The sequence below is a fragment of the Salmonella sp. 32100201201700099SM genome, from assembly GCF_017572645.1.
GTDB lineage: Bacteria > Pseudomonadota > Gammaproteobacteria > Enterobacterales > Enterobacteriaceae > Salmonella > Salmonella enterica.
Genome location: NZ_JAGERQ010000009.1, coordinates 1 through 22,727 on the forward strand (window position 1 = coordinate 1; position 22,727 = coordinate 22,727).

Sequence of the window (22,727 nt, forward strand, 5' to 3'; positions counted from 1 at the left end):
AGGCCTGCCGCCAGCGTTCAATCTGAGCCATGATCAAACTCTTCAATTTAAAAGTTTGATGCTCAATGAATTAAACTTCGTAATGAATTACGTGTTCACTCTTGAGACTTGGTATTCATTTTTCGTCCGAGGACGTCAAGAATCCGTATCTTCGAGTGCCCACACAGATTGTCTGATAAATTGTTAAAGAGCAGGTGCGACGCGGCTTTCAGCTCACCGTCGCGAGGTGGCGTATATTACGCTTTCCTCTTTCAGAGTCAACCCTGATTTTCAGGATTTTTCTCTTCAACCGACCGGCTGTTTGTGTGAAGTGATTCACATCCGCCGTGTCGATGGAGGCGCATTATAGGGAGTCGGTTCAGGAAGACAAGCGGAAAAATGCATTTTTGTTTTAACCGCTCATCTTTTATCCATAACGCTTATTTTTGCTGCTTTTTTATCGCTGATGGCAGGTCAGCAAGGCTGTTTAACACCCAGTCCGCCGCGTTTTCTGCTTCTGCCGTGACCGGTTTGCCCGTACGCACCAGCACTTTTGTCCCGACATTTGCCGCCGCTGCCGCCTGCATATCTTCCAGCTTGTCCCCCACCATATAAGAAGCCGCCATATCGATATGCAGGAAATCACGCGCCGAGATAAGCATTCCTGGATGCGGCTTGCGACAATCACATACCTGACGGAACTCTTCTATACTGCCCTGCGGATGGTGAGGACAATAATAGATGCCGTCCAAATCAACATCGCGATCCGCCAACGACCAGTCCATCCATTCGGTTAACGTTTCAAACTGCGCCTCAGTGAATTTGCCGCGCGCGATTCCGGACTGGTTCGTCACCACCACCAGCGCATAGCCCATTTTTTTTAGCTCGCGCATAGCGTCAATAACGCCGTCTATAAACTCAAATGCATCGATTTCATGTACGTAGCCGTGATCCACATTAATGGTGCCGTCACGGTCGAGAAAAATTGCGGGTACAGACTTTGCCACCTTTTATAGCTCCTGAGTAAAGCAAGTGGCGCTAGTATCGCATGTTTCAGCAGGCAAGAAAGTGCTCATCGTATAAAGCCTGATTGATTTAGACGTCTGGATGCCTTAACATCCATTCTGTTGACGGCGTTGACCGTATTAGGCAGACGAAAATGCCTCCGCTCATTTCATTACGATAATAAAGAATCAATGATTAAACTTTCGAATATTACCAAAGTGTTCCAGCAGGGGGCGCGCACCATTCAGGCGCTGAACAATGTCAGCCTGCACGTGCCTGCCGGACAAATTTACGGCGTCATTGGCGCCTCCGGCGCCGGTAAAAGTACGCTCATTCGCTGCGTAAACTTACTTGAACGTCCTACTGAAGGAAGCGTAATGGTAGGCGGTCAGGAGCTGACAACGCTTTCAGAGTCTGAGTTGACCAAAGCTCGCCGTCAAATCGGCATGATTTTCCAACATTTTAACCTGCTCTCTTCCCGTACCGTGTTTGGCAACGTCGCGTTGCCGCTGGAACTGGATAACACACCAAAGGAAGAGATCAAACGCCGTGTCACAGAGCTGCTGGATTTAGTCGGTCTTGGCGACAAGCACGACAGCTATCCGGCAAATCTTTCCGGCGGTCAGAAACAGCGTGTCGCGATTGCCCGCGCGTTAGCCAGTAATCCAAAAGTGTTGCTGTGCGATGAAGCCACCAGCGCGCTTGATCCCGCGACGACCCGTTCGATTCTGGAATTGCTGAAAGATATCAACCGTCGTCTGGGGTTGACGATTCTGCTTATCACTCATGAAATGGATGTCGTAAAACGTATCTGCGACTGCGTTGCCGTCATCAGTAATGGCGAGCTTATTGAGCAGGATACGGTCAGCGAAGTCTTCTCGCATCCTAAAACGCCGCTGGCGCAGAAGTTTATTCAGTCCACTCTGCACCTGGACATTCCGGAAGATTACCAGGCGCGTTTGAAAGCGTCGCCGGAAACTGACAGCGTGCCGATGCTGCGCATGGAGTTCACCGGACAGTCTGTGGATGCCCCGCTGCTTTCTGAAACCGCGCGTCGTTTCAACGTGAACAATAATATTATTAGCGCGCAGATGGATTACGCGGGCGGTGTGAAGTTCGGCATTATGCTAACGGAAATGCACGGCACACAAGAAGAGACGCAAGCCGCAATTGCCTGGCTGCAGGATCACCATGTGAAAGTAGAGGTACTGGGTTATGTCTGAGGCAATGATGTGGTTACTGGTTCGTGGCGTTTGGGAAACGTTGGCGATGACCTTTGTCTCCGGTTTCTTCGGTTTCGTGATTGGCCTGCCGGTTGGCGTATTGCTGTATGTTACGCGCCCGGGGCAGATTATGGAGAACGCCAGGCTGTATCGCTCCCTCTCTGCGGTGGTCAATATTTTCCGCTCGATTCCCTTTATCATCCTGCTGGTGTGGATGATTCCTTTTACCCGAATAATTGTCGGCACCTCCATTGGTTTGCAGGCCGCGATTGTACCGCTGACCGTCGGCGCCGCGCCTTTTATCGCCCGTATGGTGGAAAATGCGTTGTTAGAGATCCCTGCCGGGCTGATTGAAGCCTCGCGAGCGATGGGCGCCACGCCGCTGCAAATTGTACGTAAAATCCTTTTACCGGAAGCGCTGCCTGGTCTGGTAAATGCGGCAACCATTACACTGATCACCCTGGTCGGTTACTCCGCAATGGGCGGCGCCGTCGGCGCAGGCGGCCTCGGTCAAATCGGCTATCAGTACGGTTATATTGGATACAATGCTACCGTGATGAATACGGTGCTGGTATTACTTGTCGTTCTGGTTTATTTAATTCAGTTATCCGGCGATCGCATCGTCAGGGCTGTCACGCATAAGTAACGTTAAACACAACACAAATACTCATTAAGGAAATAAGCATGGCGTTCAAATTCAAAACCTTTGCGGCAGTGGGTGCTCTGATTGGTTCTCTGGCACTTGCGGGTTGCGGTCAGGATGAAAAAGATCCAAATCATATTAAAGTCGGCGTAATCGTTGGCGCAGAGCAGCAAGTTGCCGAAGTTGCGCAGAAAGTCGCGAAAGAAAAATACGGCCTGGACGTGGAATTGGTGACCTTTAATGATTATGTTCTGCCTAATGAAGCGCTGAGCAAAGGCGACATCGATGCCAATGCCTTCCAGCACAAACCGTATCTGGATCAGCAAATCAAAGATCGAGGCTACAAACTGGTTTCCGTTGGTAAGACTTTTGTCTATCCCATTGCAGGATATTCCAAAAAAATCAAATCTCTGGATGAGCTCAAGGACGGTTCCCAGGTCGCTGTGCCTAACGACCCGACCAACCTTGGTCGTTCCCTGTTGCTGCTGCAAAAAGTAGGGCTGATTAAACTGAAAGACGGCGTCGGTCTGCTTCCTACCTCGCTGGATATCGTCGAAAACCCGAAAAATCTGAAAATTGTTGAGCTGGAAGCGCCGCAGTTGCCGCGTTCGCTGGATGACGCGCAGATCGCGTTAGCAGTCATCAATACGACATACGCCAGCCAGATTGGCCTGACGCCAGCGAAAGACGGTATCTTCGTTGAAGATAAAGATTCTCCGTACGTTAACCTGATCGTGACACGTGAAGATAACAAAGACGCCGAGAATGTGAAAAAATTCGTTCAGGCTTACCAGTCTGATGAAGTGTACGAAGCCGCAAATAAAATTTTTAATGGCGGCGCGGTGAAAGGCTGGTAAGTTTTAGGCTGATTCCACAATCTGTAATATTATTCAGGACGGGCTATTGCCCGTCTTGTCATTTATGCAAGCTCCTGATTCAATATCTGGCAATTAGAACATTCATTGAGGAAATATTATGCGTGCTTTACCGATCTGTTTATTGGCACTCATGCTGGGCGGTTGTTCCATGCTAAGCAGATCCCCTGTTGAACCCGTTCAAAGCACCGCAACCCCGCCAAAAGCGGAGCCGGAGAAACCTAAAGCGCCGCGTGCCGCTCCCGTCAGGATTTACACCAATGCTGAAGACTTAGTCGGCAAACCTTTCCGCGATCTTGGCGAGGTTAGCGGCGAATCCTGCCAGGCGACAAATCAAGACTCTCCGCCTAACATTCCAACTGCGCGCAAGCGTATGCAGATTAATGCATCTAAAATGAAAGCCAACGCCGTCCTGCTGCACAGCTGTGAAATTACCAGCGGCACGCCAGGCTGCTATCGTCAGGCGGTTTGTATCGGGTCCGCCCTGAATATTTCGGCGAAATGAGCAGCTTTCAGTTTGAACAAATCGGCGTTATTCGCTCCCCCTATAAAGAAAAATTCGCCGTTCCGCGCCAGCCTGGTCTGGTCAAAAGCGCCTGCGGCGAACTGCATCTGATAGCGCCTTACAACCAGGCCGATGCCGTTCGCGGCCTGGAAGCGTTCAGCCATTTGTGGGTACTTTTCGTTTTTCATCAGACGATGGACGGCGGCTGGCGGCCAACAGTTCGCCCGCCCCGTCTTGGCGGTAACGCCAGAATGGGCGTTTTTGCCACGCGCTCCACGTTCCGCCCCAATCCGATTGGCATGTCGCTCGTTGCGCTAAAAAGTATCGAGTGCCGGAAAGAGAGCGTAATTCTGAAATTAGGCAGTCTGGATCTGGTGGATGGCACGCCGGTGGTGGATATCAAACCGTATTTACCGTTTGCCGAGGCCTTACCGGACGCCGCCGCCAGCTATGCGCAACAGGCGCCGATAGCTGAAATGCCTGTGAGTTTTACCGCTGAAGTGGCTCAACAGCTTACGACGCTGGAAAGGCGTTATCCGCAGCTACGGACATTTATTTGCGATGTGCTGGCGCAAGATCCTCGCCCGGCTTATCGTAAGGGTGAAGAGACGGGCAAAACCTATGCCGTCTGGCTGCATGATTTTAACGTGCGCTGGCGTGTGGTTAACACCGGATTTGAAGTGTTTGCGCTGGAACCACGGTAATTTCACGCCCTTCTCTTTTGACATCTCTTGCACGCTGGTAAACTAAATCACTTTTTTTGTATCAGGCTCACATTGAGCCTGTTCGATCGTTCAACTGGAACCGTAACAACATGCGTACTAGCCAATACCTGCTCTCCACTCTGAAGGAGACACCTGCCGACGCCGAGGTTATCAGCCACCAGCTGATGCTGCGCGCCGGGATGATCCGCAAGCTCGCCTCCGGGTTATATACCTGGCTGCCGACCGGCCTGCGCGTCCTGAAAAAAGTCGAAAACATCGTGCGTGAAGAGATGAACAACGCCGGTGCTATCGAGGTGTCGATGCCAGTCGTTCAGCCAGCCGACCTGTGGCAAGAGAGTGGTCGTTGGGAACAGTACGGTCCGGAACTGCTGCGTTTTGTCGACCGTGGCGAGCGTCCGTTCGTACTCGGCCCGACCCACGAAGAAGTTATCACCGACCTGGTGCGTAATGAACTCAGCTCTTATAAGCAGTTGCCGCTGAACTTCTTCCAAATCCAGACCAAATTCCGTGATGAAGTGCGTCCGCGCTTTGGCGTGATGCGTTCGCGCGAATTCCTGATGAAAGATGCTTACTCTTTCCATACCTCTCAGGAATCGTTGCAGGAAACCTATGACGCCATGTACGCCGCGTATAGCCGTATCTTCAGCCGTATGGGGCTGGATTTCCGCGCGGTACAGGCCGATACCGGTTCTATCGGCGGCAACGCCTCGCATGAATTCCAGGTGCTGGCGCAAAGCGGCGAAGACGATATCGTTTTCTCTGATGTTTCTGATTACGCGGCTAACATTGAACTGGCAGAAGCTATCGCGCCGCAAACGCCGCGCGCAGCGGCGACGCAGGAAATGACTCTGGTCGATACGCCAAATGCCAAAACCATCGCGGAGCTGGTGGAACAATTCAACCTGCCAATTGAAAAAACGGTAAAAACGCTGCTGGTGAAAGCGGTGAAAGACAGCAAGTCTCCGCTGGTGGCTCTGCTGGTTCGCGGCGATCATGAACTGAATGAAGTTAAAGCGGAAAAACTGCCGCACGTTGCCAGCCCGCTGACCTTCGCTACTGAAGAAGAGATTCGCGCCGTAATTAATGCCGGCCCTGGCTCCCTCGGCCCGGTCAATATGCCGATTCCGGTCATCATCGATCGTACCGTTGCCGCCATGAGCGATTTTGCCGCTGGCGCTAACATCGACGGTAAACACTACTTTGGTATTAACTGGGATCGCGATGTGGCGACGCCTGTTGTTGCCGACATCCGTAACGTAGTCGCCGGCGATCCGAGTCCGGATGGTCAGGGAACGTTGCTTATCAAACGCGGTATCGAAGTGGGTCACATCTTCCAGTTAGGTACCAAGTACTCAGAAGCGCTGAAAGCCTCCGTTCAGGGTGAAGATGGCCGTAACCAGATCCTGACAATGGGCTGCTATGGTATCGGCGTAACACGTGTCGTTGCCGCGGCTATCGAGCAGAACTTTGACGAGCGCGGCATTGTATGGCCTGACGCCATTGCACCTTTCCAGGTCGCTATTCTGCCGATGAATATGCACAAATCCTTCCGTGTGCAGGAGCTGGCGGAAAAGCTGTACAGCGAATTGCGCGCGCAGGGTATTGAAGTGCTGATGGACGATCGTAAAGAGCGCCCGGGCGTGATGTTTGCCGATATGGAGCTGATTGGTATTCCACATACTATCGTGATTGGCGATCGCAACCTGGATAACGACGATATTGAGTATAAATACCGTCGTAGCGGTGAAAAATCGCTGATTAAAACCGGCGATATCGTTGATTATCTGGTCAAGGCGATTAAAGGCTAAACGACATTTTGTTGGGATTGCCCGGCGCCATCCGGCAGATATGTAAAGGCCTCGCACCCTGCGAGGCCTTTTATTAGTGAGTGCAATCTTTACCCGGCGCAAACTTCACATTTTTATCAGCTATTAGCGTTTTTACCGGCTCGCCCGTGTCCGGATTCGCGGCAAACACAAAATGCCCTTCGACCGTCAGCAGCACCGGTTTTTCCGCTTCACCTTTCGCCGCCAGATAGCCGCGCTCAAGCTGGGCGTTACTGGCGACCGGCAGCCGTTTTCCGGTCGCGCAATCGGTAAAGGTCGCCGCATCGGCCCTGTATACATACATACCACGCAGCGGCATTGGCGTTACCGGCAGGCTGGCGGTAACAGGCACCAGCGTATAATTAAGCTGCGAAGCCACCGGATTGCCTTCTCTGTCGAGCATCTCCAGCGCATTGCCTTTCGCGCGATAATACGATTTCTCGCCATTGCTGTCGGTTAACACCAGTTTATCCGCCGTCCGCGCCCAGGTACCGTATGACGCAAAAGAGGAAGGTTCTTCGCGCACGCCCTGATAGCGCTCGTTCATCACCCATGTGCCGTCTTTTTCCAGAAACAGTGACGTTTCAATACCTTCACAATCCGCACAGGGCAGCACGCCGCGCCAGCTTTGCTGCATGGGTTTTAATTCCGCCGCCTGCGCAGGTTGCAGGGCGTCAACTTCCGCACGGTTATTACACCCTATCAATGCAAATAGCGTACAGGCTGCCGCTACTGACAATATTGCTGTTCTCACCATAAAATCCTTATGAAATTGCTATTCCTGCCCGTCAATCCAGTGGACGACGAACTTTGCCGCGAAGCACCTTTACAGAAGATTTTTGCGCCTTTGAGGACAAGCGGCGCTCTTTCGAGGCACGCGTCGGACGGGTTGCGCGACGGCTTTTCTGCTCCGCGGTTAATTCTTTTATGACGGCAACCAGCCTGGCGATAGCCGCTTCCCGGTTGAGCTCCTGGCTCCGGAACTCCTGCGCCTTAATGATAATGACGCCATCATCGCTTATCAGATGGTGGCTGGCCGTCAGCAAACGCTGTTTATAATACTCTGGCAGGCCAGAGGCCCGAATGTCAAAGCGCAAATGAATCGCGCCAGAGGTCTTATTTACGTGCTGACCACCCGCGCCCTGCGCGCGAATGGCCGTAATTTCCAGCTCATTATCGGCTATGGAGACCGTCCGGGAGATGGCAATCATGAGGGCTGTTGCCAGGCGGTTAGCTGTATTTCCAGATTATTCCGAGCATCAGAAAGCCAGATTGCGCCGTCCTGAATCGTCGCCTGTAGCGTCATGGTACGATCGGCAAATTCACTGAGCTGCGCCAGCTGCCCGTCATCCAGATACCAGACGGACAGGTTAGCGAACTGCGCGCACTTGCTTTGATGCTGCTGCCACCAGATTTGCGCCGCCCGGGAGTTATAAGCAAAGAGCGCGACGTCGCTCGCCTGAGTACAGGCTTTCTTAATACGGCGCTCATCCGGCAGCCCCAGCTCTATCCAGAGATCGATGCCCAGATGATCGTTACGCAGCCAGGCCTCCGGCTCATCTTCCGCGCTGGGCCCACGTGTAAACTGCAACCGTTCATCAGCATATTTTATCCATGCCAACAGGCGCAGCATCATGCGCTCCTGCGTTTCAGAAGGGTGACGCGCCAGCGTCAATGCCGCATCCAGAAACCGGTTGCGATCAAGGTCAGCCACATTGACGACGGCTTTATAAATTGTCGCTTTAAGCGCCATGAGAAAACTCCTTTCGAATCAGGCGCCCATTGTAGCGAAAACCGCGCTAAAAGGCTGTTAACGAATCTTTTATCCACTCGCGTCAGGCGCTGATATTGCGCAAATGAGTATGGTATAGTCACCTTGCTAAACAAGATTTAACTTCGTAGGCTTAGACTTGCATCCACGGTTAAGTCAGAATGCTGACAGGAGGGCATGTGGAAAAATATTGTGAGTTAGTACGCAAGCGGTATGCGGAAATCGCCAGCGGAGACTTAGGGTATGTCCCGGATGCGCTGGGTTGTGTATTGAAAGTGCTTAATGAAGTGGCGGCAGATAGCGCCCTTTCAGAGTCGGTCAGGGAAAAGGCAGCTTATGCTGCCGCGAACTTACTGGTGAGCGATTATGTCAATGAATGAAACGTATCAACCCATTAATTGCGATGACTACGATAGTCTTGAGCTTGCCTGCATGCATCATTTAATACTGACGCTAACGTTAAAAAATGGCGAGGTTTTGCAGGCAAAAGCGAACGATTTGATCTTACGTAAAAACGTAGAATATCTGCTTGCCGAAGTTTCCGGCGAGTCTTGTGAGCTTCGTCTCGATAAAATCGCCAGTTTCAGCCACCCGGAAATTGGTACCGTGGTAGTTAGCGAATCCTGAGTATTTTGTTGCCGGATGGTGGTGCAAGCACCTTATCCGGCCTACGTTCCATGCGATACGCAGGCCTGATAAGCGCAGCGCCATCAGGCATGCCAAACCAGACTCACCCCTTCTTTATCTTCTGCTGCTCCCTCACGCGTCACAAAAACACCCGCAGCCGCAATCAGCGTTTCGCCGTAAAACAACAACGGCGTGGTATCTCGTCGCCAGGGCGGGATCCCCTGCTCCTGCCAGATTTTCTTTAACTTACGTCCACCGTTACGCCCGACAATATGTAATACGCCTGGCGCTTTAAACCGAATGCTGACGGATTCTTCCTCTCGCGGTCGGCGCAGTTCGCCGCCAGGAACGAGCTGTACCGTCCCTAAGCCGGCAGGCAGCGCCAGCGGTGTTTGCCAGACGGGCCAGACGACCGTCGTTTCGTGTTGTCCGGCCACGGATTTAATCCACCACAGTTGCGACTGATAACGGCGAATCTCGTGATCGCCAAAGCGTAAACAGGGAGAGGCATCGTCGCGCGCCAGCGCCACTTCCTGCCAGATACGTTCCAGCGCGTCGCGAGAGGGCATCGGCGCATTACGCATCGCCAGCCAGCGACGCAAAATCGCTGCCCGCCGTACATCGCTCATCAACATCAATGGAGAGAGCCGCAATGTTCCCTCCGCCGTGATACAGTCCGTAAGATCGCTGGCCAGAAGCTCATCCAGCAGCCTTTCTTGCTCGGCGCAGAGCGTCGCGCTACGGGCTACCGCCGCAGGAAAATGCGGCCAGCGCCGCTGTAAGAGCGGAAGCGCGCGCAGGCGTAAAAAATTGCGATCGTAGGCGTCATCCTGATTGCTTTCATCTTCAATCCAGCATAAGCCATGACGCACAGCCCACTGTTCCAGCGTCTTCCGCGTTTCTCTCAACAGCGGGCGAAGAAGCAGAGTTCCGGCAAAAGGCGAGCGTTCTCCCATCGCGGAAAGTCCGGCCGGACCGCTGCCACGCTTTAACGCCAGCAGGAATGTTTCACACTGATCGTCAAGGTGCTGCGCGGTTGCCAGCACTTCGCCAGGCAATAGCGTCTGTGCGAACGCCCGGTAGCGCGCTTCACGCGCATGGGCCTCGATACCCAGGCCATTATCTGCCAGCGTCATCCGCTCCACTACCAGCGGAACCTGCCAGCGTTCGCATACGGTTTCGCAATGCCGCACCCAGCTATCAGCATGAGGGCTTAAACCGTGATGAATATGGATAGCACGCAGCGTGACGTCAGGATGGCGTTCTCGCCACAACACCAGTTGATGCAGAAGCACCGTAGAATCCAGGCCGCCGCTAAAGGCAGCCAGAATACGGCAAGAAGAGAGTAACGAGGTATTCAACGTGAGAGTGGTCATGATCCATGCTTATAGTGACTTAGCCCGGCAACGTTACCTGGCGAGCGTCTTAATGACAAGCCTTACTGCTCATACAGCTCAAGCGGTAAACCGTCCGGATCGTTGAAAAAAGTAAAGCGCTTCCCGGTATACGGATCGATGCGTATCGGTTCGCACTTAACCTGATGCTTTTCCAGATGCGCAACGGCGTTTTCCACATTTTCCACGCTGAAAGCCAGATGGCGCAGGCCACAGGCTTCAGGTCGGCTTGGACGCGCCGGAGGGAAGGGAAAAGAGAAAAGCTCAATCACATACTGCCCGTTTAGCGCCAAATCGCCCTTCCACGAGTCACGCTCTTCCCGCCAGACTTCGCTTAGCAGATCGAACCCCAGAATATCGCAATAAAACGCCTTGCTCACCGCATAGTCTGTCGCAATGATCGCGATGTGATGAACCTGTTTTAATCCCAGCATAGCGTCTCCTTTATTGATTATCAGTACGTTACTCGTCACATTCCCGTCAGGCAAGCTAGCAGGCGTGTTTTAAGACTCGTACCTGGTACACCCCGTCTTCATTCCGTTTCGCGCCGTGAATATCCGTTTCAAAACCGGGATAATGCTGGCCAATCGAGCAGAGCATCAGCAGAAAATCGAGCACGGCCCGACTCTGTTGCGTGATCCTCTCGCCGGGCATCAACAGCGGAACGCCTGGCGGATAAGGCAGGATCATATTCGCGGAAACGCGCCCTGGCAGTTGATCGAGCGCCACGGTTTCCACCTCGCCTTTGATCTGACGCTGCCAGGCCTGGTGCGGGGTCATGATCATCTCCGGTAAAACCTCGAACGCCCGCGACATCAGCCCCGGAAGATCGTGCTGGCGGATCAGTTTATGGATCCCCTGCGCCAGATCCTGAATGCGCATATTGCGATAAAAATCCGGATCTTCCGCATACAGATCCGGCAACATATTTTTGACGCGCAGGTTAAGATCATAGGCGCGTTTAAATTCCGTCAGTCCGCGCAGCAGCCCCATCGCACGGGTCTTATCAATCCCTATGCTGAACAAAAACAGCAGATTATACGGCCCGGTTTTTTCCACCACCACGCCTCGCTCATCGAGGAACTTCGCCACCAGCGCGGCGGGTATCCCCTCTTCGCTCATGTTGCCCTGTTCATCCATCCCCAGCGTCAGGATTGTCACCTTAACCGGATCGAGGAACATATGATCGTCATCGGCATCGGTGAAGCCATGCCAGGTTTCTCCCGGCGTGACCGGCCAGCATTCGGCCTCATCAACCTCTTCCGGCTGCCAGATATCAAAGAACCAGCTATCGGACTCTTCACGTAACCGCTGTACTTCTTTACGAAAATGGAGCGCCCGTTCCACCGAACGATTAATCAATCTTTTCCCTGGATTGCCGCGCAGCATCGCCGCCGCGGTCTCGATAGAGGCGACAATGGGATAGCTCGGCGATGTGGAAGTGTGCATCATAAACGCTTCGTTAAACGTCTCTTCGTCATATTCCCCTTTGATATGAATAAGCGACGCCTGCGAAAAAGCCGCCAGCATTTTATGGGTGGATTGCGTTTCGAAAATCACTTTTCCGGGCACCCGATCGCCGCTCATCCCGCTTTTCCCCTGGTAGATCGGATGGAAATGGGTATAGGGTACCCAGGCGGAATCAAAATGGATCGAGGGAACGTCCAGCATCTGCTTGATCCAGTTAGTGTTATACAGCAGACCATCGTAAGTCGAATTGGTGATAACCGCATGAACCGGCCATTGCGCCTGAGGGGTCTCCTCTATCTTGCTTTCGATGCTTGCACGGGTAAATTCCCTTCGGGGAATACCGCCGAGAATGCCGAGCGCATTGCGCGTCGGCTTCAACCAGAGAGGCACCACATCGCTCATCATCAGCAAATGCGCCAGCGATTTATGACAATTACGATCAATGAGTAGCGTACTTCCCGCAGGCGCGGCATACATACCGACAATTTTATTCGAAGTCGACGTACCGTTCGTCACCATATAGCTCTGCTCGGCGCCAAAAGTACGGGCGATATACTCTTCCGCTTCCAGATGCGGCCCGGTGTGATCCAGCAGCGATCCCAGCTCAGTCACCGAAATCGACACATCAGCTTTTAAGGTATTGCCGCCAAAAAAGTCATAAAACAGGCAGCCTGGCGGGCTTTTCTGATACGCCGTTCCCGCCATATGACCCGGCGTACAAAAGGTATATTTTCCTTCTTTGGCGTAGGTAAACAGCGCTTTGGTAAACGGCGGCGTAATATTATCGAGATATTCGTTTGTATATTGATGAATGCGCGTCGCGATATCTTCAGCCAGCCCCAACGCATACTCAAAAAACCACAGCGCCATGCGCATATCGTGAACGCTAACGTCCAGCGTGGAGTTGGTATTGATAAAGGCGTAGAGAGGAAGGTGTTCATTTAGCTGGTTGATTTCGCTACAAAGGTCGAGACTGTATTCATCCCAGTCAAAAATAACGCCGCAGATGCGCGGGTTATGTTCAATAAACTTCAACAAGTCAACGCTATTTTGCGGCCAGATAATTTGAAATCCCAGGGATTGTAATGCACGCTCAAGCTCCTTGATGGGTTCATCTTTATAATAAACCCCGTGCGGCCCCATAATGGCGATGATGTTCATGCTTTCTCCTGAAAAAACCTGAGATAAGCATAGTAACAATCCTGCCGATGCAAAGCACCGACAGGATTTATCTTATTACAATGCGTTCCATGCATCGGCCCAGGCAATCCCTACACCGGGCTCATAATAGGCAGGCGCAACATTACACCATGAGCCTTCCGGGAACGGTTTGCACTGGTACAACGCGCCATTACTGTTGACGATGTCGCCCGGATTCCATTTCTGGCTGCTGCTCCAGGCAGGATAGCTGGTGGTCTTATCTTCGTCATCCGCAGCGGCGGCCTTCGCTTTCACATTCAGCGTATAAACCGCTGTACTGGAGAGCGTACCGTCGCTAACGGTCAGATTCACCACATACTGGGTGTTCTGAGCGACATCCGGCGCGTTGAAAATGACAACGGCTTTATCCTGGCCGCTCAGCGTTTTGCCATCCTGAGACATCCAGGTACAGGTGAGCTTGTCGCCATTCGCGTCGGTCGATCCTTCCGCGCTGAGTGAAACCGGGCTACCGGCTTCCACTGCCCCGACCGGCCCGGCAATGCGCGCGACTGGCGCCACGTTTTCATCCGTCACTGGCGCCGGAGTTGGCGTGACATCCGGTTCAGTGGTTCCGTTATCATCGACGACATTAACGTTGAAATAATGCTGTACACATTTCGTGTAGTCGCCCTCTTTAAAGGCGGTATACGGCGTCTGATATCCAACTAACTGGCAGGAATAGGTTTTACCGTCCGCAGTATCGGCGCTCCAGCCCCAGTCTTGTTCCCAATAGATCGGTAACGCGCCAGCGCCGCCTTCATCGAACTGCTTCATCTTTTTACAGCCCAACACTTCGTCAGCCGGCACCGGCACTTTCAGGTAGTTGGCAAACTCTTTGTAGTAGGCGATACGGTTAAGCGACTGCGCATTCTCATCTGCGCCGCCGCACTCCACGCCGCCATTGATGATCTGAATAGTGACGCCGAAACCTGATACCAGGCCGTTTGCTTTATCGCGATCGTTTGGCTGCCAGGTACCGTCAATCACATGTAGCATAGACGGCTTCGGCGGCTGCGGATACACAAAGAAGAAGACGGCGCTCGCCAGGTTCATCCAGGTATCCGCCACCAGCTCGGGTTTATCCAGCAGAGGGCGAACGTCGCCATACATCGCGTCAGAGAAAGGCCCATAGTTGTAGTTATAAGAAAGCTGTTTTGCCCCGCGACCAAAATAGCTGAGGAAATCGCCGTCCTTATCTTTACCGCACGGCCAGGTCTGGCCCTGCCATACATCCGGGTTACATTCGCCGTTGTAGCCGCCTTTCTGCCCTTCAGTCCAGCCGACTTCGCGCAGATAGACCAGCGCCTGACGCCATTCCGGAATGTCACGCCAGCTTTCGTGACCGCCCGTCTCCTGAGCAAAATGCGCAAACATAGTAGCCAGGGTTTTACGGCAGATAGCGTCGCTATCGCGTCCATCGGTGTAGGTACCACAAACCGCCGGGAATTTACCTATCGCTTTCAGGAAGTTAGAGTAAGTGTATTCCGGCGCGCGCATCGGGAACAGATAATCCCAGTCGGCCTCCTTCAGAATACTTTCAACGCGTTTTACGTTTGCCGGGTTAGCGGCGCGCCCCGGTTCGATTTGTTCAACCGCGCTGTTATCCAACGTCTGAATAGAGGATTTCACGGCCTCCATTAACGGAAAATCCGTTAGCGCTTTCTCTTTCACCGCCAGATCGCTGGCGTTAATGGTCATTGGCTCACTACTGCTAAGCAGCGGCGCGGCCTGCGCACCGGATAAGCTCAACATGATCCCTGCCGCTACGGCGCTGAGCGCCAGTGTTTTTTGCAATCCCATAATTTTCTCCTTGAAGGGTAGTTCACTGCCTGCCCTGGCCACACGCCTGGCAGTTGATACAGTGTCAGGGAGAACATGCCGTTGCGTTTAATCACATCAACTCATCGGCATCTCATTTTTCCTCGTCCAAAAAAAGAGGCCGGATTATCCGGCCTCCTGGGAAAAATGAGGTAAATGATTAGGCGTAACCGTAGCTCATCAAACGCTGGTAACGACGGTTTTTTAAATCATCGGTGCTTAACACATCGAGATCGGCTAAATCTTCCAGCAACTGCGCTTTTAGCGATGCCGCCATCGCTTCCGGATTACGGTGCGCGCCGCCCAGCGGCTCCGGAATGATGGAATCGATTAGCTTCAGCTCTTTCAGACGCGGCGCGATGATGCCCATTGCTTCAGCAGCCAATGGCGCTTTGTCGGCGCTCTTCCACAAAATAGAGGCGCAACCTTCCGGGGAGATAACGGAATAGGTGCTGTATTGCAGCATATTCACTTTATCACCCACGCCAATCGCCAATGCGCCGCCGGAGCCGCCTTCGCCAATCACGGTGCAGATGACCGGTACGTTCAGACGAGACATCTCACGCAGGTTGCGGGCGATGGCTTCAGACTGACCACGCTCTTCCGCGCCCACGCCAGGGTAAGCGCCCGGGGTGTCGATGAAGGTGATAATCGGCATGTTGAAGCGTTCAGCCATTTCCATCAGGCGCAGCGCTTTGCGGTAGCCTTCCGGCGCTGGCATGCCAAAGTTACGACGAATTTTTTCTTTGGTTTCACGACCTTTCTGATGACCAATGATCATCACCGGTCGCCCTTCCAGACGCGCGATACCGCCGACGATGGCTTTGTCATCAGCATAGGCGCGATCGCCCGCCAGCTCATCAAACTCATCAAACGCCAGACGGACATAATCCAGGGTGTACGGACGCTGCGGATGGCGCGCCAGTTGGGCTACCTGCCATGCGCCGAGATCGGCGAAGATTTTGCGCGTCAGTTCTACGCTTTTTTCGCGCAGGCGATGGACTTCTTCATCGATATTAATATCCAGTTTCTCATCCTGGCGGCTTACCGCAGTCAGAGAATCGATTTTCGCTTCCAGCTCTGCTATCGGCTGTTCAAAATCAAGGAAATTCAGACTCATAGTATTCCTGTATTAGTCAAACTCCAGTTCCACCTGCTCCGAACCAATGAGGCCACGCAGATCGTTAAGTAAACGATCGCTCGGAGAGACACGCCACGTTGCGCCAAAACGCAGCCGCGCACGCGCATCCGCCCTCTGATAGTAGAGATGTACTGGAATGGTCCCCGAGCGGTGGGGTTCCAGAGACTGACGGAGTCGGTTTAAAAGCTGGTCATCAATTTGCCTGTCCGTCAGCGAGATAGCAAGCCCGCGAGCGTATTTTTCGCGAGCTTCGTCAATATCCATCACTTCGCGGGCGGTCATTTTAAGCCCCCCGCTGAAGTCATCAAAGCTGACCTGTCCGCTGACGATAAGTATGCGGTCTTTTTCCAGCAACTGCTGGTATTTATCCAGCGCGTCGGTAAATAACATCACTTCCAGACGCCCGGAACGGTCATCCAGCGTACAGATGCCGATACGATTGCCGCGCTTGGTGACCATAACCCTTGCGGCAATCACGAGCCCCGCAGCCGTGGTGACTTTACCACGTTCTGTCGGATGCATGTCTTTGAGCCTTACCCCGCCGACATAGCGCTCAATTTCTTTTAAATACTGATTGATGGGGTGGCCCGTCAGGTACAGCCCCAACGTTTCACGTTCCCCATCTAACACCACCTGCTCCGGCCACGGCTGGCAGCTGGCATAGGATTGCTCGATTTGCTCCGGCTCTTCCGCCAGTACGCCGAACATATCCGCCTGACCGATAGCTTCCGCTTTGGCGTGCTGGTCGGCGGCTTTCAGCGCATCGCCCAATGAGTTCATCAGCGCGGCGCGGTGCGGCCCCAGGCGGTCGAACGCCCCGGACATGATCAGCTTTTCCAGCACCCGGCGGTTGAGCCTTTTGGTGTCGGTCCGCGCGCACAGATCAAACAGTTCGCGGAAATAGCCGCCCTGATTACGCGCGTCGATGATCGCTTCGATCGGCCCTTCGCCGACGCCTTTGATCGCGCCGATACCGTAGACGATCTCGCCCTCATCGTTAACGTGGAAATGGTACAATCCGGAGTTAATATCCGGCGGCAGAATTTTCAGTCCCATCCGCCAGCACTCGTCCACCAGGCCGACGACCTTCTCGGTGTTGTCCATATCGGCGGTCATTACCGCCGCCATAAATTCAGCCGGATAGTGCGCCTTTAGCCATAGCGTCTGGTAAGAAACCAGCGCATAAGCGGCGGAGTGCGATTTGTTAAACCCGTAACCGGCGAATTTCTCCACCAGGTCAAAGATTTTCATCGCCAGTTCGCCGTCGATACCGTTCTTTTTCGCGCCCTCTTCAAAAACGGAACGCTGTTTGGCCATCTCCTCCGGCTTTTTCTTACCCATCGCACGACGCAGCATATCCGCGCCGCCGAGAGTATACCCGGAAAGTACCTGGGCAATCTGCATCACCTGTTCCTGATACAGAATGATGCCGTAGGTCGGCTCCAGTACCGGCTTCAGGCTTTCATGCTGCCACTGAACGTCCGGGTAAGAGAGTTCTTCACGACCGTGCTTACGGTCGATAAAGTTATCTACCATCCCTGACTGCAACGGGCCGGGACGGAACAGGGCCACCAGCGCGATCATATCTTCAAAGCAGTCAGGTTGCAGACGCTTGATCAGGTCTTTCATACCGCGCGATTCAAGCTGGAAGACCGCCGTGGTTTCCGAGCGTTGCAGCATGTCGAAGCTTTTTTTATCGTCCAGCGGAATGGCGGCGATATCCAGCGGTGGCTCGCCATTCTTCGCCCGCCGCTTGTTGATCATCTCCAGCGCCCAGTTGATGATAGTCAGCGTACGCAAACCGAGGAAGTCGAACTTCACCAGCCCGGCATATTCCACGTCGCTTTTATCAAACTGGGTAACCGGATGCTTGCCCTCTTCATCGCAGTATAGCGGCGCAAAGTCGGTAATTTTGGTCGGCGCGATGACCACGCCGCCAGCGTGCTTACCGGCGTTACGCGTGACACCTTCGAGCTTACGCGCCATATCGATCAGCGCTTTGACCTCTTCGTCCGCCTCGTAAATTTCCGGTAGTTGCGGTTCCGCTTCAAAGGCTTTTGCCAGCGTCATGCCCGGATCGGGCGGCACCAGCTTCGAGATACGATCGACAAAACCGTACGGATGCCCCAGCACGCGGCCCACATCGCGGATAACGGCTTTCGCCGCCATCGTACCGAAGGTGATAATCTGCGATACCGCATCACGCCCGTACATGTCTGCGACGTGCTCAATCACCTGGTCGCGTTTCTCCATACAGAAGTCAACGTCGAAGTCAGGCATCGAGACACGTTCCGGGTTCAGGAAACGTTCGAACAGCAGGTCAAATTCCAGCGGATCAAGGTCGGTAATTTTCAGCGCGTAGGCCACCAGCGAACCGGCCCCGGAACCACGTCCCGGCCCTACCGGCACGCCGTTATCTTTTGACCACTGGATAAACTCCATCACGATGAGGAAGTAGCCAGGGAACCCCATCTGGTTGATAACCTGTAGTTCAATATCCAGACGCTCGTCATATTCCGGGCGACGCTTTTTGCGCTCTTCTTCGTCCGGAAACAGGAAAGCCAGACGTTCTTCCAGCCCCTCTTTCGATTTTTTGACCAGATAATCTTCGGTGGTCATATCGCCGGTCGGGAACTGCGGCAGGAAATATTCACCCAGACGCACCGTTACGTTGCAGCGTTTGGCAATCTCCACCGTATTTTCCAGCGCCTCCGGAATATCGGAGAACAGCTCGCACATTTCTTCTTCACTGCGCATATACTGCTGCGGTGAATAATTGCGTGGACGTTTAGGATCGTCGAGCGTGAAACCGTCGTGGATCGCGACACGAATCTCATGGGCGTCAAAATCATCGCTTTCAAGAAAACGGACATCGTTTGTCGCGACAACCGGCAAACCACGTGCCTCAGCCAGTTCAACCGCAGCATGGAGATAGGTCTCTTCATCCTGTCTGCCGGTACGGATCAGTTCCAGGAAGTAGCGATCGGGAAAATGCGCTTCATAGAAAGCAACGCACTCCTCCACCAGCGCCTGGTTGCCGCGTAGCAGACAGCGGCCTACGTCGCCCATGCGCCCGCCGGAAAGCAGGATCAAACCATCTTTAAGCTCTACCAGCCAGTCGCGCTCGATAATCGGGCCTGCCGCGCCGTAGCCGCGCTGATACGCTTTCGAGATCAGCAACGTCAGGTTCTGGTATCCCGTATTATTCGCCGCCAGTACCGTCAGATGAGTCAGCTCATCTCCCAGCAGTTCGTTGTGAACGTTAAAGTCCGCCCCGACGATGGGTTTAATGCCCGCGCCATGACCCGCTCCGTAGAACTTCACCAGACCGCAGAGGTTGGTAAAATCGGTGATCGCCAGCGCAGGCATACCTAATGAGGCCGCCTTTTTCACCAGCGGCCCGGTCTTCGCCAGCCCATCGATCATAGAGTAGTCGCTGTGCACCCGCAGGTGAACGAAACGTGGTTCAGACATCTTCAGATTTCTCGATACAAGAATCAGGACACAAGTCCCAGAGCGCGTTTAACAGGCGCAAAACTGCGTCGGTGGTGCGCCGTCGCGCCATACTGTGCCAACTTTTCCAGATGAAAAGCGGTTGGATAGCCTTTGTGCTGCGCAAAGCCATACTGAGGAAAAACGATATCCAGCGCCGCCATTTCTGCATCGCGGGTGACTTTCGCCAGAATAGACGCCGCACTAATCTCCGCCACGCGGCTGTCGCCTTTCACCACGGCCATTGACGGCACAGGCAGTTCCGGACAGCGATTGCCGTCGATCAGCACATATTCTGGCGCAATATGCAGACCAGCGACAGCGCGCTGCATGGCGAGCATGGTGGCGTGCAAAATATTCAGCTCATCAATTTCATGCGCTTCCGCGCGTCCCAGACTCCAGCTTAACGCCTTTTCTTTAATCTCGTCATACAATGACAGACGACGCTTTTCAGACAATTTTTTGGAATCATTCAGACCGACGATCGGACGAGCCGGATCGAGGATCACGGCGGCGGTCACTACGGCGCCCACCAGCGGGCCACGGCCCACTTCATCCACACCCGCCACTAAATGGGTGTGTGGATAAACAAATTCGATCATTGTGCTAACTCCAGGACGGCATCTGCCGCCTGCTCATCGGCATTACAGCGGATCTGCTGATGCAGCTCACGGAAGGTGTCGTGCATCGCATGGCTGGTTTTACCGTTCGCCAGTAGCGGCAACAGCGCTTCGGCGAGTTTTTGCGGTTCGCACTCTTCCTGCAACAGCTCTTTGACTAATTCTCTTCCCGCCAGCAGGTTAGGCAAAGACACATACTCCGTTTTCACCAGACGTTTCGCCAGCCAGAAAGTGAAGGACTTCATACGATATCCCACTACCATCGGGCATTTTGCCAGCATACACTCCAGTGCCGCCGTACCCGAGGCCAGCAGAGCCGCGTCGCTGGCGATCATCGCCTCGCGCGCCATGCCGTCCAGCAAATGAACGGCGAGATCCGGCGCAACCTCCGCTTTAATTTTTTCAAACTGCTCGCGGCGTTTCGCGTTCACCAGCGGCACTACCACTTCCAGATCGGGATAGCGCTGTCGCAGCAATTGTGCGGTTTTCAGGAAATCGGCGCTGAGCATTTCCACTTCCGCGCCACGGCTGCCTGGCAGTAGCGCCAGACAATGGGCGTCATGCGGGATACCCAGCACGTCGCGCGCCGCATTTTTATCCGGGTCCAGCGGCATGGCATCCGCCATGGTGTGACCGATAAAGCGGCACGGGACGTTAAATTTATCGTAAAACGCTTTTTCGAAAGGCAGAAAAGCCAACACCATATGGGTGGATCTGCCTATTTTGAAAACGCGTTTCTGTCGCCAGGCCCAAACGGACGGGCTGACATAATGAATGGTCTTAATCCCTTGTTTTTTCAGATTACCTTCGAGGGTAATATTGAAATCAGGGGCATCAATCCCGACAAAGACATCGGGCTTGAGTTCGGTAAAACGGCGGGTCAGATCGGCGCGGATATGCAACAAACGGCGTAAACGTCCGAGCACTTCAACAATGCCCATGACCGCCAGCTCTTCCATTTCGTACCAAGCTTCACACCCTTCGGCCTGCATACGCGGCCCCGCAACGCCCACAAAACGGGCGTTGGGTACGCGCGCTTTCAGCGCACGAATTAAGCCTGCGCCAAGAATATCGCCGGACGTTTCACCGGCGACCAGGGCAATCGTTAAAGGACGCTGTGCCGCCATTAACGAATCGGACCGCGCGTTGAACGCTCAAAGAACTCGGTAAACGCCTTCACTTCCGGATGCTTTTCAGCAAGTTCAGCGATTTCCAGCTTCGCTTCGTCGAGCGTTTTACCACTGCGGTACAACAGTTTGTAGGCATTACGAATCGCCACCAGCCCTTCACGGCTAAAGCCGCGACGCTTCAGCCCTTCGATATTTACCCCGAACGGCGTCGCATGGTTACCCTGCGCAATCACATACGGAGGGACATCCTGCGCCACGCCGGAGCAGCCGCCGACCATCACATGCGCACCGATAATGCAGAATTGATGAACTGCCGTCATACCGCCGATAATCGCAAAATCATCGACTGATACGTGCCCCGCCAGCGTGGCGTTGTTGGCGAGGATACAGCGATTACCTACCGTACAATCATGTGCGACATGCGCATTGATCATCAGCAGGTTATCGCTACCCACCTTCGTCAACCCACCGCCCTGCACTGTACCACGATGAATGGTGACGCTTTCGCGGATGCGGTTACGATCGCCAATTTCCACACGGGTCGGCTCACCCGCATATTTCAGATCCTGGTTCACTTCACCGATGGAGGCAAACTGATAAATCTCGTTGTCGCGGCCGATTTTGGTTTGACCATTCACGACCACATGAGACTTCAGTACGGTTCCCTCACCAATTTCGACCTGCGGCCCAACAATACAAAAGGGACCAATGTGGGCATTAGCGCCAATTACAGCGCCGTCTTCCACAATGGCGGTAGGATGAATAAAGGCGGATTTATCAATCACGAATCAGGCCTCCCGGCTACGAGCACACATCATGGTTGCTTCGCACACGACTTTACCGTCGACCAGCGCAACCCCTTTAAAGCGGGTCAGGCCACGGCGCGTTTTCTCGAAAGTGACTTCCATGATCATCTGATCGCCTGGCACCACCGGACGCTTAAAGCGCGCTTCATCAATACCCGCGAAATAATACAGTTCGCCAGGTTCCAGTTTACCAACGCTTTTAAACGCCAGAATACCGGTTGCCTGCGCCATCGCTTCCAGAATCAGCACGCCTGGCAAAATCGGTTTGCCCGGGAAATGCCCCTGGAAAAACGGCTCGTTGACGGAGACATTTTTCACTGCACGCAGAAAACGACCTTCTTCAAAGTCCAGCACGCGATCGACCAGTAAAAACGGAAAACGGTGCGGCAGAAGCTCTAAAATCTCTTCAATCTGCAGAGTATGAGTGTTAGTAGTCAAAATACTCTTCCTGTCCAAATATACAAAAAGGCAATAATA

Annotated in this window: 22 protein-coding genes; 8 read left to right on the forward strand and 14 right to left on the reverse strand. The window is 53.5% G+C overall.

Annotation, left to right across the window (positions count from 1 at the left end; all coding sequences use genetic code 11):
* Positions 1-419: 419 nt before the first annotated feature.
* Complete coding sequence (gene gmhB, locus J4685_RS15085; RefSeq protein ID WP_001140158.1) at positions 420-986, reverse strand: D-glycero-beta-D-manno-heptose 1,7-bisphosphate 7-phosphatase; 567 nt, start codon at positions 984-986, stop codon at positions 420-422.
* Between the two features lie 189 nt (positions 987-1,175).
* Here gmhB and metN point away from each other — a divergent pair, with 189 nt between their 5' ends.
* The 6 genes from metN (at position 1,176) to proS (ending at position 6,763) form a co-directional block, all read left to right on the forward strand.
* Positions 1,176-2,207, forward strand: a complete 1,032-nt coding sequence (metN, locus tag J4685_RS15090) for a methionine ABC transporter ATP-binding protein MetN (protein ID WP_000594015.1) — start codon at positions 1,176-1,178, stop codon at positions 2,205-2,207.
* Positions 2,200-2,853 (forward strand): methionine ABC transporter permease MetI, encoded by a 654-nt coding sequence (locus J4685_RS15095; protein ID WP_001287486.1) that lies wholly within the window; start codon positions 2,200-2,202, stop codon positions 2,851-2,853. Before metN ends, J4685_RS15095 begins: the two co-directional genes overlap by 8 nt.
* A 38-nt stretch (positions 2,854-2,891) precedes the next feature.
* Positions 2,892-3,707: a methionine ABC transporter substrate-binding lipoprotein MetQ gene (metQ, locus tag J4685_RS15100; protein WP_000874214.1), complete on the forward strand. Its 816-nt coding sequence runs from the start codon at positions 2,892-2,894 to the stop codon at positions 3,705-3,707.
* Between the two features lie 118 nt (positions 3,708-3,825).
* Positions 3,826-4,230, forward strand: coding sequence for an Rcs stress response system protein RcsF (gene rcsF / locus J4685_RS15105; RefSeq protein ID WP_001202315.1), 405 nt, complete (start codon positions 3,826-3,828; stop codon positions 4,228-4,230).
* Positions 4,227-4,934, forward strand: a complete 708-nt coding sequence (gene tsaA / locus J4685_RS15110) for a tRNA (N6-threonylcarbamoyladenosine(37)-N6)-methyltransferase TrmO (protein WP_000093991.1) — start codon at positions 4,227-4,229, stop codon at positions 4,932-4,934. Before rcsF ends, tsaA begins: the two co-directional genes overlap by 4 nt.
* 110 nt (positions 4,935-5,044) lie before the next feature.
* Positions 5,045-6,763, forward strand: coding sequence for a proline--tRNA ligase (gene proS / locus J4685_RS15115; RefSeq protein WP_001260683.1), 1,719 nt, complete (start codon positions 5,045-5,047; stop codon positions 6,761-6,763).
* Between the two features lie 73 nt (positions 6,764-6,836).
* Here the strand turns inward: proS and nlpE are convergent, their stop codons facing one another.
* The 3 genes from nlpE to J4685_RS15130 are packed head-to-tail and all read right to left on the reverse strand — an operon-like array spanning position 6,837 to position 8,534.
* The gene (gene nlpE, locus J4685_RS15120; RefSeq protein WP_000252574.1) at positions 6,837-7,538 is read right to left on the reverse strand and encodes an envelope stress response activation lipoprotein NlpE; all 702 of its coding nucleotides are present in this window, start codon (positions 7,536-7,538) and stop codon (positions 6,837-6,839) included.
* Between the two features lie 31 nt (positions 7,539-7,569).
* Complete coding sequence (arfB, locus tag J4685_RS15125) at positions 7,570-7,992, reverse strand: alternative ribosome rescue aminoacyl-tRNA hydrolase ArfB (protein ID WP_000560522.1); 423 nt, start codon at positions 7,990-7,992, stop codon at positions 7,570-7,572.
* The gene (locus J4685_RS15130) at positions 7,989-8,534 is read right to left on the reverse strand and encodes a YaeQ family protein (protein WP_001185326.1); all 546 of its coding nucleotides are present in this window, start codon (positions 8,532-8,534) and stop codon (positions 7,989-7,991) included. Before J4685_RS15130 ends, arfB begins: the two co-directional genes overlap by 4 nt.
* Positions 8,535-8,731: 197 nt before the next feature.
* Here J4685_RS15130 and J4685_RS15135 point away from each other — a divergent pair, with 197 nt between their 5' ends.
* Complete coding sequence (locus J4685_RS15135) at positions 8,732-8,932, forward strand: YaeP family protein (RefSeq protein ID WP_001518678.1); 201 nt, start codon at positions 8,732-8,734, stop codon at positions 8,930-8,932.
* Positions 8,919-9,179 (forward strand): Rho-binding antiterminator, encoded by a 261-nt coding sequence (gene rof / locus J4685_RS15140; RefSeq protein ID WP_000062332.1) that lies wholly within the window; start codon positions 8,919-8,921, stop codon positions 9,177-9,179. Before J4685_RS15135 ends, rof begins: the two co-directional genes overlap by 14 nt.
* A gap of 83 nt (positions 9,180-9,262) precedes the next feature.
* On the opposite strand, the gene tilS is transcribed toward rof, so the two are convergent.
* From tilS to fabZ, 10 genes are all read right to left on the reverse strand, one after another.
* Entirely contained in the window at positions 9,263-10,555 is a 1,293-nt protein-coding gene (gene tilS / locus J4685_RS15145) for a tRNA lysidine(34) synthetase TilS (protein ID WP_000210035.1), read from the reverse strand.
* A 62-nt stretch (positions 10,556-10,617) separates the two neighbouring features.
* Entirely contained in the window at positions 10,618-11,007 is a 390-nt protein-coding gene (locus J4685_RS15150) for a VOC family protein (protein ID WP_000901088.1), read from the reverse strand.
* A gap of 55 nt (positions 11,008-11,062) precedes the next feature.
* Positions 11,063-13,204 (reverse strand): lysine decarboxylase LdcC, encoded by a 2,142-nt coding sequence (gene ldcC / locus J4685_RS15155; RefSeq protein ID WP_001021039.1) that lies wholly within the window; start codon positions 13,202-13,204, stop codon positions 11,063-11,065.
* 75 nt (positions 13,205-13,279) lie between these two features.
* A complete protein-coding gene (locus J4685_RS15160) occupies positions 13,280-15,043 on the reverse strand; it encodes a chitinase (protein ID WP_000524182.1) in 1,764 nt (587 codons plus the stop codon).
* A 178-nt stretch (positions 15,044-15,221) separates the two neighbouring features.
* Positions 15,222-16,181: an acetyl-CoA carboxylase carboxyl transferase subunit alpha gene (gene accA / locus J4685_RS15165; protein ID WP_000055753.1), complete on the reverse strand. Its 960-nt coding sequence runs from the start codon at positions 16,179-16,181 to the stop codon at positions 15,222-15,224.
* A 12-nt stretch (positions 16,182-16,193) separates the two neighbouring features.
* Positions 16,194-19,676, reverse strand: coding sequence for a DNA polymerase III subunit alpha (gene dnaE / locus J4685_RS15170; RefSeq protein WP_001294813.1), 3,483 nt, complete (start codon positions 19,674-19,676; stop codon positions 16,194-16,196).
* 23 nt (positions 19,677-19,699) lie between these two features.
* Positions 19,700-20,296, reverse strand: a complete 597-nt coding sequence (gene rnhB / locus J4685_RS15175) for a ribonuclease HII (protein WP_000569412.1) — start codon at positions 20,294-20,296, stop codon at positions 19,700-19,702.
* Positions 20,293-21,441 (reverse strand): lipid-A-disaccharide synthase, encoded by a 1,149-nt coding sequence (lpxB, locus tag J4685_RS15180; protein WP_000741218.1) that lies wholly within the window; start codon positions 21,439-21,441, stop codon positions 20,293-20,295. Before lpxB ends, rnhB begins: the two co-directional genes overlap by 4 nt.
* Positions 21,441-22,229, reverse strand: a complete 789-nt coding sequence (gene lpxA / locus J4685_RS15185) for an acyl-ACP--UDP-N-acetylglucosamine O-acyltransferase (protein WP_000565950.1) — start codon at positions 22,227-22,229, stop codon at positions 21,441-21,443. Before lpxA ends, lpxB begins: the two co-directional genes overlap by 1 nt.
* 3 nt (positions 22,230-22,232) lie before the next feature.
* Entirely contained in the window at positions 22,233-22,688 is a 456-nt protein-coding gene (fabZ, locus tag J4685_RS15190) for a 3-hydroxyacyl-ACP dehydratase FabZ (RefSeq protein ID WP_000210741.1), read from the reverse strand.
* Between the last annotated feature and the right edge of the window lie 39 nt (positions 22,689-22,727).